Source organism: Xenophilus azovorans DSM 13620 (assembly GCF_000745855.1).
Taxonomy (GTDB): Bacteria; Pseudomonadota; Gammaproteobacteria; order Burkholderiales; family Burkholderiaceae_C; genus Xenophilus; species Xenophilus azovorans.
Map to the genome: position 1 here is coordinate 102,322 of NZ_JQKD01000019.1, position 8,682 is coordinate 111,003.

An 8,682-nucleotide genomic window follows, 5' to 3' on the forward strand; every position below is an offset into this window, starting at 1 on the left:
GCCCCACACTGTGCGGGGCTTCGTCCCGCTCTCGCCGGGTGAATCGACTATTTCTTCCAGTGGCCGTCCAGATACAGATTCAGGTCGGGGCCATCGGCACCTCCGACTTCGCGGGACGATGTCATTCGTCGTCATCGAGCATCCGACCCAGCCTGCCACCCAACGCACTTTCCGCCCTGAAATACCCCACCACGGTGGCCACGCTCTGATGCCCCGTCATGGCCATGGTCTCGGGCAGGGGCATGTTCTGGCGGCCGGCCTCGGTGACGAAGCCCGCGCGCAGGGAGTGCGCTGAAAAACTTCCTTCCACGCCGGCCAGGGCGCAGCGCGCCTTCACGATGTCGCGCACGGCCGCCGGCGCCAGCGGCTCGGCCAGGTGCCCGCCGCGGCGGATGCGCCGGAAGATCGCGCCTTCGCGGATGCCGTGCGCCTGCAGCACCGCGAGCCACTCGCGCATGGCCGCCGCGGCGCTGCCCACCAGCGGCTTCACATCCTCGGGCCGCAGGTCGCCGCGCTGGTTCGTCTTGGAGTGGGCGAGGGTGTAGACGAAGGCCTCGGCATCCACGCGCTGGAGGTTCTCCAGCGTGGCCGAGGCGACCTCCGAGCGCCGGCGCCCGCCGGTGGCCCAGGCGAACAGGAGCAGGGCGCGGTCGCGCCGGCCCTTCAGGCTGTCGTCGCAGGTGGCCAGCAGCTGCTGCAGCGGGTCCTTGGTCAGGGCCCGCTGGCGCTTTGCGCGCGCGCCGCGCTGGGCATAGGCGCGGCGCGTGCGCGCGAGCAGCTCGCGCACCAGCGGGTCGGCGCAGGGGTTCGCGATGTCCGCGCCGGCCGTGTTCGCGCCGGCCATCTGGTGCGCCTTGGACAGCACGGCGATGCGATGCACGAGGGTGTTGAGCGCCGGCGGCCCCGGCTTGCCCTTGTAGCCGCTGCTCACCAGCGCCTCGTCCACGTCGGGCGGCAGTTCGGTCACGAGCGCTGCCGGCCGCTTCTTCCTGCCCGGCGTGCCCTGTGGGTCCTGCTCCCCCTCGTCGGGCCGGCGTGCCGCGTGGTCCACGATGAACTGGACCACCACCGGCACGGGCACGGGCACGGCGAGCGCGCCGCCGTAGCGCGCGGCATACCAGGCGCACCAGTAGCGCATCGCCGAACCGTAGGAAAGCCGCGTGTTGGTGGATTCGCCCTGGCGCAGCAGCGCGCGGGCGGCGGCCTCGGCGGTGGAACCCAGCCGGGCCGGATCGAGCACCGCGCGGCGCTCGGCCAGCGTCGCGAGCGGATGCTGCGCTGGCGCCGCGGCGTGCGCCCGAACTTCTTCGGCGCGGGTTCGGAGGTTTTCGTCAGCGTTCTTGCGCATGGGTGGCAGGCCAGATGAATTCATACAGAATTAATTACATATGACGTATGATTTACTACATTATATCTATATAGATCATGATAAACTTCACTTATCGTTGGTAAAAGAGGGCACCCGGAGATTACCTGAAATCAGGAAGTTCGAGGGCGAAGTTCAAGCAGTTTGTGAGGTCCGGGCGCTGTGGACCTGAAAGGATCGGCATGAGCGAGGTGATGGAATTCAGGGGCCGCGGCATCCAGGAAAGCGACGTCTTCGCGGCCGCCGACGCGCTGCTGGCCGAGGGCAAGCGGCCCACCATCGAGCGCGTGCGCCTGAAGATCGGGCGCGGCTCGCCCAACACGGTCAGCCCTATGCTCGAGCGCTGGTTCGCCACGCTGGGCGAGCGCCTGGTAGGTACGCGAGCCAGGTCGGGGGCCGCGGCCGGCAACGATGCCGGCGGGATGCTGGACGTGATGCCCGTGGGCGTGCGCAACGCCGCGAAGCTGCTGTGGGAGACGGCGCGGCGCGAGGCCGAGGAAATCCAGCGTGGCGAACTGGTATCGGCGCGCGAGGCACTGCAGACCCAGCAGGATGCACTGGCCGAGGCCCAGGCGGCCCTGGCGCAGCGCGAGGACGCCTTCGCGCAGGCGCGCGTGAGCCTGGATGCGGCGCTGGCCTCCTCGCAGCAGGCGCGCGAGGCCCTGGAGCGCCAGATCAAGGAGCACGCCATCGAGGCGCACCGCGTGCGCACGGGCCTGGAGGACGAGATCCGGCGGCTCGCTGCCCTCCTCGCCCAAGCGGCGGAGCTCCAGGAGCGTATGCGCCGCGAGCACGCCGACACCCTGGCGGCGAAGGACCAGGACCTGCGCCAGGCCGAGGCGCGGCACGACGCGCACGAAAAGCGCCTGCTGGCCGAGGTCGACCGGACGCGGCAGGCCGCCAAGGCGCTGGAGGCGGACCTGGCCAGGGAACGGCAACGGCGCATCCAGAGCGAAGAAGCTGCGGCGCAGACCCTGGAAGTCGGGCGTCGGACGCTGCGCGAGACGCAGCAGATCGCCCAGCAAGTGGAGCGCGAGCTTCGAGAGCGAATTGCCCAGCAAGCAGGCTTGCTTGCTCAAGCCCGGGCCGAAAGCTCTGCGGTGCAGCAGCAATTGGAACACATCGATCGGGAGCTTGGCGAGGAAAGGAAATCGCATGAGGAGACACGGAGGCTGCTTGCCGGCGCCTTATCGGCGGTGCGCGGTGCAGATAAGCCGCAGCGCAAGCCGACTGTTCGACGGGGCAAGCCGGCCGCGCCCTGAAACCTTGCTGTGCCTACCCTTTTCGTACGACCCTCGAGGGATGGCGCCCGCTGGGCGCCTCTGCAGGCGTAGTACACGCTCGCTATGTAGCCTTGATGTGTGTAACCGCGCACCATCCTTGTCGTGCTCCGAACTCGTACTACTGCTTCAGCTTGGGCGCCGCCTCGGTGACTTGGCACTGGTCAATCTGACCGCCGTGCCACTGCACCGCAATGATCAGACAACCTAGTCGCCTGGCGACCCGTTGATCGATCCGGACCCGTCGCCGGGCACAAATGTTGCCGACATGCGGCAGGCTCGATACGATAGGTAACCCACGAAGGAGATTTTCTATGTTTTCGCGTTCTGGTCAGCAACCTCAGCAAGATGAGTTCGAAGGCAAGAGTGAGATTCGCGACGCCGTTGCGCGTGGTAAGCCTGTCAATCCGGCGCTGCAGCGTCTCCAGGCCCGTGTGTTGAGGAGCACCGACGCGAGCGAGGTCATCACGAGCTATGACCGCATGCATCATCGCCACAACCGCTCATAGTGGAGGCTGTTGAGGGCGAGGCGAGGCTCACCTCTTTTCTCGTCAAAATCGCGTCCCGGTGTAACCTGGACTGCGACTACTGCTACGTCTATCACCATGCAGACCAGAGCTGGCGTTCGATGCCGCCGGTCCTGCACCAAAGCGACCGTGATGCGTTTGCTGCTCGGTTGTCAGCGTACGTCGCTTACGCGGGCCTCCGACGTTGCGTTGTCGTCTTCCACGGCGGTGAGCCGCTGCTGATGGGGAGTGGCGAAATTGCAGCGTTCGCTCGTCAGCTGAGGTCCGCTGTGGGCGAGAAGGTCCAGATCGATATCAGCCTGCAGACTAACGGGATACTGCTCACGAAGGAGTCGCTCGCTGAACTTGCCGAAGCCGATATCGGCGTTTCGCTCAGTTTGGATGGCCCGGAAGAGATCAATGATCTCCATCGCGTCTCCCGCCGAGGTCGATCCAGCTTCGACAAAACCTTGCGTGGGCTTGAACTGCTCAAGACGGACCCGAACGTTTTCGCTGGCGTCATCGCGGTCATCGATCCTCGATCTTCTCCGCGCGATCTTCTAGATTTCTTTGACGCGCACGGGGTGCCTCGCCTGGACTTCCTGCTGCCAGACGCCCACCATCTGCGTCCGCCCCCGGGGCGCGACACGCAACCGGATGTCTACGAGCGCTGGTTGATAGAGGCTTTCGACGCCTGGTTTGACGACTTTCCTCACATCCAACTACGAACGTTCGAGGCCCTCCTTGATGCCGTGGCCGGAATGCCGTCGCAAACTGACGCATTCGGCTATGGGGACGTGAGCCTTATCACCATCGAGACCGACGGGAGTTACCACGACCTAGATGTCCTCAAAGTAGTCGCACATGGCGCCACCCGTCTTGCTGGTACTGTCCAGGATACCGCCATAGCGGACGTTGCACAGTCTCCCGCTCTTGGCGCGCATCGTGTGCTGCTTCGCAAAGACGGACTGTCCCCGATCTGCCACCAGTGCGCCGTCATAGATATTTGTGGCGGTGGTGCCGTGCCGCATCGCTATAACGCTGACGGATTCCGTAATCCAACAGTGTACTGCAGGGAGATGCGCACCCTCATCGAACATGTGCGATCTCGGGTGGCGGCCGCGCTGGCGATCTCCAAAGCTTCGATCCCCGCGGTCGGACCGATTCTGAACGAGGATCATCTGGCGGCTTTCGAGCGGGCAGAAACGTCCGCTGACATCTCGCGCCACCTTTTGGCAGATGCCACAGTGCAGTATGCATCCGACCTGAAGCAAGCGTTGCTTCTCTTTGCCACCCAAGCGGACACAGCGGCCGGTGCGCGGGCGGCAAAGGCGTTGCTTGGCGACGCGTCGGCCTTACGGCGACTTGCACGGCGACCCGGTACGGTGGCCTGGAGCCGCGCGATGCTTGCCCTGGGCAGTGGCCGATCTGTTCTCGCCGTCGACGGTACTGTGCAGCAACCGGACACCGGCTACATCGGCGCGATGTTGGGGATGGCTGCGGCCGCCGAGGTTGCTGGCATCGAGGTGCATGCCTCCGACACCTGGCTGCGCAAGCCATTTGGCGAAGCGATCTACTTCGAAGACTCAAAGGTGGCGTGGGCAGCGACTGCGCGCGTGCACGAAGCCCTATCCATCATCGAGGCATGGCGACCTGCGGTCGCTCGAGAACTGCGTTCTCTTTGTCATGCCATCCAGTTCATTCGCGATCCAGGCGCAGACCCGGACAAGATCGTCTCGTTCAGCGACAACGCGGTCCCGGGCGCCTTGTACGTTTCGGTGATGCAGCGCGAGCAACTTGTGGACGCCTACGATCTGGCGGACTCGTTGATCCATGAGTACCGGCACCAGAAGCTTTACCTGCTGGAACGCGTTTCTCCGATGGTGGAGCGGACATCGAAGAAAGTGATTTCACCGTGGCGCGATGACCGTCGCCCGCCATCTGGCTTGTTCCACGCCATCTTTGTGTTTGTCGAGCTGCGCAGGTTCTGGATGTACGTCCAAAGTAGCGCGGATGCTGCCATCCGTCGGCGCGCCGATAACCAACTTGCCGAGACGAACGCGAATTTGAGCGCTGCGTTCAGAACGCTGGAGGAATGTCCGCTCACGCCCACGGGCAGATCTTTGGCTGTCGTACTCAGAAACGCGTCAACGGAATAGCCGATGCAGGTTGCACGAAGTCTCCTTCCTCAGGACGCTGCCAAATGGCACGGATTCCTGCGCGACTACTTCTGCGACAAAGACGCCACCGCAGCCCCATCGCTTGCGGACGATACGATCGATCTGGAGTTGGCGTGGCCTGCCGACGCACAACGCCATGTTGATCCCGCCCTGCCCATAGGTCTTGCGTGGTGGGCGCGAGGCGTGACATTGGGTTCGATGTGGTCCTCGCATTGGCGAGAAGGTCGCATCATGACCGCGCTTTTCGACACGTGGACACTCCTAAGCTGGAGTGAATGGCTGCATCGCGTGGAGCGGAAAGTTGCCGAAGATGTCGTCGTCTTGCACGTTGACGACCATCGCGACCTGGGCCCACCACGGTTGATTGTGCGTAACGATTCGCTCATCGATGCGATCACCGATGCCGCGGTCAATGTCCGCGACTCCGCCTCAATACGACCGGCCATCGAGAGCGGAGCCATTGGCATGGGAAGCTTCATGACACCGTTCGTGCACGAATTTCCCAACCTGCAGGTGCGTCACCTTTGCCAGCCGCCGAAAGTCGTGGAAGATGCCCGATACGCCGTTGGCATCGTGTATGACAAAGACGTCCTTCTCCGTCCCGGAGAGGACCGCCTAGCCATCAAGATGACTCGTGCGGCATTGTCGGATGCCAGTGCCAACTATCTAGTGACAGACGACGCAAAGAGGTGGGGAAGCGGCATCGAAGGTCGTCCCGTTCTGGTTCATATCGACATGGACTACTTCAACAACCGCTACGACGGTGACTCTGACTGGCGCCATCGCACTCCAGCCTTGGATCCGGACCTACCGACCATGCAACGCAAGGTGGATGAGTTGGTCGACGCACTGGCTGAGTCGAAGGCGAGGATTGAGGATGTAGTGATCGCCTATTCGCCTGGTTTCTTCCCTGCGGAATACTGGGAGCCGCTGGATCAGCGGTTGCGTGACGGACTGAGGCACATCTTGTGACTGGACGCAAAACTCCCCGGGTCAAGCGTAGACCTCCGGCGCGGGAAACACCCAAGCCACGACCTGTCATGCCCAAACCTGACGAGCAGCGAGTGAGCGCTAACGAGGTTGCGTTGGTAGCAATGCAAGGCACCGAAGGGAAGGGTAAAGGTCCCGGTGGCGAAAAATGGCGCATCGAAGTCGCCGATGTTCGAGCCGGAGAGGTCTACATCAACGTTATACAAGAACCGCCACTGGGTCTGCACGCGTCGCTGCAGATTTACCTCAACATCAAGAGCCAGGGTCGCGGCATCGGCCGGATTGCGTATGCAAAAGCGTGTGAAGCCAGTCAGCACTCAACGATCTACGCGCATATGCGGCGCTCCAACATTGCATCGCGCCGGGCCGCCGAAGCGGCCGGCTTCGTGGATGCCACGCCAGCCGGATTCACTCAGCTGATTCTGCGGTGGGATCGATCGGCCGCGAGCGAGTCCATTGCGTGACTACGACGACATGGAGACATTCATAGTTGTCCCATGTCTGAACGAAAAGGCGAGTCTGGCGGCGACTTGCGCTTCACTGGGCTTCGGCCGCGGCATGGATCCGATCGGCCGCTTGGTGCTAGTTGACAACGGCTCCACAGACGGAACCCCCGCTGTGATGGAGCAGGTACAGATCGATTCAGCCAAGGGAACTGTTCTTCTCGCCGCCGAACCTCGCCGCGGGTACGTGCCAGCTAGGCGTGCGGGCATCACCGCCGTGCTTGCCTGCGCGAGGATGGAGCAGACACCGTTGAACCAGGTGTTGGTCCTTCAAGCGGATGCCGACACGATCTATCTGAAGGGCTACGTCGATGCAATGCGTAGCGCTTTCTCGGGCATGCCCGGTCAGATGCTCGAAGGATGCGCGGTGACGAACCGAGATTTCAACACACAGTATCCCGAGTTCACACGTCTTTGCCGCATGGTCGACGAGAAAATGGAGCCGCTGTTGGCGCCAGAGGAAGACCAGATCGTCATTGACGACAAGGTGAGCGCCTTCTCGCTGTCCGACTATCTTTCATGGGGCGAGCATCAGGAAGAAATTGACGCCTTCGGCCAACAGGTCCACGCCGAGACCACGCGTCTGTTCCTCCGAGCCCTTCGCGCTGGTGGCGCTCAACACGTCAAGGTGCCAGACGCCTGCGCACTGCCGTCCAGACGGAAGGTTTTCTCCCAAGCGCCAGCCTATTTCGCTTCGTCTGGATTTCCCAGAGACCCAGCGTGGGCGATGGCCTGGATGCGTCTCGAGGACTCGGCCAAATTTCTCAGATCACCTTTTACCTCGCCCATGACCACGCGTTTGATTCGTTCACGGCAGAGACATCAGTTGGCACTATTCGCCCTGTTGCCTTCCATCTTGCGCGGTGCTACGCCCAGTGAGTTCGCGCTGTCCGAAGTCATTTGCGAAGCGCGCCTCCTCTTTGCTCAAAATCCCCCGGGCCAGATACTTGGGAAGATGCTGTCGCTAGCAGATCAAGAGGGTGGAGCTCTTGATGCTGCGATCATGAGCTATGGTCACTGCATGTGACCCCGCTACCTATTCCGGATGTCCCCGGCCCTCGACACTGGTCATGTGGCCGGCGTACGCCAACCGCCGATGGGTGACCTGCAGCCTTCAGTCTTCTACGTAAGCAACCCCTTCTCAGCCGCCCACGCAACCCAATCGATCGCTTCGCTGCTCACTATCTCCAACGTAGCATCCACGCCCATCCGGTCGGGAAAGAGCATGAGATTGTCACAAGCCCATCTGGCGCATGGCGCGATTAAGCCGTCGCAGCCCAGGAATTCGACGGCCGCACCGATTTCCTGTGTGCGCGGAATGTTGACGCCGGTATATGCGCTTTCCGACACGCCCAACTGCGACAGGTCGGCCCGCACCAGCCTCAAGGTCCGATGCGCCACAACGCGTAGCCTGTGAAGTACGACTGGCTTGGTCGGTCGTGGGTTGAGTTGCCCCCAGTGAAAAGATATCTCGGCCAGTGCCCCCTCGCGTGCCAGGCTGGTGTAGAGCACCCCAGCGCCGTCGCGTTGCATCCATCGGCCGCCGCTGTACGGTAAGCGGGCAATTAACCACGTCCTTCTCGCCAGCCCGCTGACCTGAGAGCCTACGTGCCCACGTACATGTAGATGGGAACGTAATGTCAGAGTGGGTTTCGGAGTTGGCCGGGCGGCTGATCGTTGGCCGCAAGCGCGATGGCCGGTGTGTCTATGACGCGCAGGCCAAGCAGGAACTGATCGAGGCCTGCGGTCGGCCAGGCATCTCGATGGCCAAGCTGGCGCGCGACTGCGGCATCAACGCCAACCTGCTGAACACCTGGGTGCGCAAGCACGAACGCAAGACGGTAGTGCTGGCCGCGC

Annotated in this window: 9 protein-coding genes; 7 read left to right on the plus strand and 2 right to left on the minus strand. The window is 62.9% G+C overall.

Going from position 1 to position 8,682, the window contains the following annotated elements; genetic code table 11:
• Positions 1-121: 121 nt before the first annotated feature.
• On the minus strand, positions 122-1,348 hold the full coding sequence (locus Q392_RS12455) for a site-specific integrase (protein ID WP_084217032.1): 1,227 nt from the start codon (positions 1,346-1,348) through the stop codon (positions 122-124).
• Positions 1,349-1,548: 200 nt separating this feature from the next.
• Here Q392_RS12455 and Q392_RS12460 point away from each other — a divergent pair, with 200 nt between their 5' ends.
• The 6 genes from Q392_RS12460 to Q392_RS12480 all read left to right on the plus strand — a co-directional run bounded on the left by Q392_RS12460 (position 1,549) and on the right by Q392_RS12480 (position 7,852).
• Positions 1,549-2,628 carry a DNA-binding protein gene (locus tag Q392_RS12460; RefSeq protein ID WP_051953372.1) on the plus strand — a complete coding sequence of 360 codons (1,080 nt, stop codon included), beginning with the start codon at positions 1,549-1,551 and terminating at the stop codon, positions 2,626-2,628.
• A gap of 332 nt (positions 2,629-2,960) precedes the next feature.
• A complete protein-coding gene (gene yhhA, locus Q392_RS12465; protein ID WP_038207354.1) occupies positions 2,961-3,155 on the plus strand; it encodes a YhhA family cyclophane-containing RiPP in 195 nt (64 codons plus the stop codon).
• Positions 3,155-5,311: a cyclophane-forming radical SAM/SPASM peptide maturase YhhB gene (gene yhhB, locus Q392_RS12470; RefSeq protein ID WP_051953373.1), complete on the plus strand. Its 2,157-nt coding sequence runs from the start codon at positions 3,155-3,157 to the stop codon at positions 5,309-5,311. The genes yhhA and yhhB overlap by 1 nt, the downstream gene beginning before the upstream one ends.
• Before the next feature lie 3 nt (positions 5,312-5,314).
• A complete protein-coding gene (locus Q392_RS12475; RefSeq protein ID WP_038207357.1) occupies positions 5,315-6,304 on the plus strand; it encodes a hypothetical protein in 990 nt (329 codons plus the stop codon).
• Between the two features lie 68 nt (positions 6,305-6,372).
• Positions 6,373-6,786 (plus strand): GNAT family N-acetyltransferase, encoded by a 414-nt coding sequence (locus Q392_RS32790; RefSeq protein ID WP_157007962.1) that lies wholly within the window; start codon positions 6,373-6,375, stop codon positions 6,784-6,786.
• A complete protein-coding gene (locus Q392_RS12480) occupies positions 6,779-7,852 on the plus strand; it encodes a glycosyltransferase family 2 protein (RefSeq protein WP_157007964.1) in 1,074 nt (357 codons plus the stop codon). Before Q392_RS32790 ends, Q392_RS12480 begins: the two co-directional genes overlap by 8 nt.
• 95 nt (positions 7,853-7,947) lie before the next feature.
• On the opposite strand, the gene Q392_RS12485 is transcribed toward Q392_RS12480, so the two are convergent.
• A complete protein-coding gene (locus tag Q392_RS12485) occupies positions 7,948-8,469 on the minus strand; it encodes an RES family NAD+ phosphorylase (protein ID WP_342665600.1) in 522 nt (173 codons plus the stop codon).
• Here Q392_RS12485 and Q392_RS12490 point away from each other — a divergent pair.
• Positions 8,463-8,682 (plus strand): transposase (locus Q392_RS12490; protein ID WP_038207442.1); only part of this gene is annotated, 220 nt, incomplete at its 3' end. The genes Q392_RS12485 and Q392_RS12490 overlap by 7 nt on opposite strands.

Coding starts and splice junctions, on each gene's coding strand:
- Q392_RS12455 (WP_084217032.1), bottom strand. CDS start 1,348: ATGCGCAAGAACGCTGACGAAAACCTCCGAACCCGCGCCGAAGAAGTT.
- Q392_RS12460 (WP_051953372.1), top strand. CDS start 1,549: ATGAGCGAGGTGATGGAATTCAGGGGCCGCGGCATCCAGGAAAGCGAC.
- yhhA (WP_038207354.1), top strand. CDS start 2,961: ATGTTTTCGCGTTCTGGTCAGCAACCTCAGCAAGATGAGTTCGAAGGC.
- Q392_RS12475 (WP_038207357.1), top strand. CDS start 5,315: ATGCAGGTTGCACGAAGTCTCCTTCCTCAGGACGCTGCCAAATGGCAC.
- Q392_RS32790 (WP_157007962.1), top strand. CDS start 6,373: ATGCCCAAACCTGACGAGCAGCGAGTGAGCGCTAACGAGGTTGCGTTG.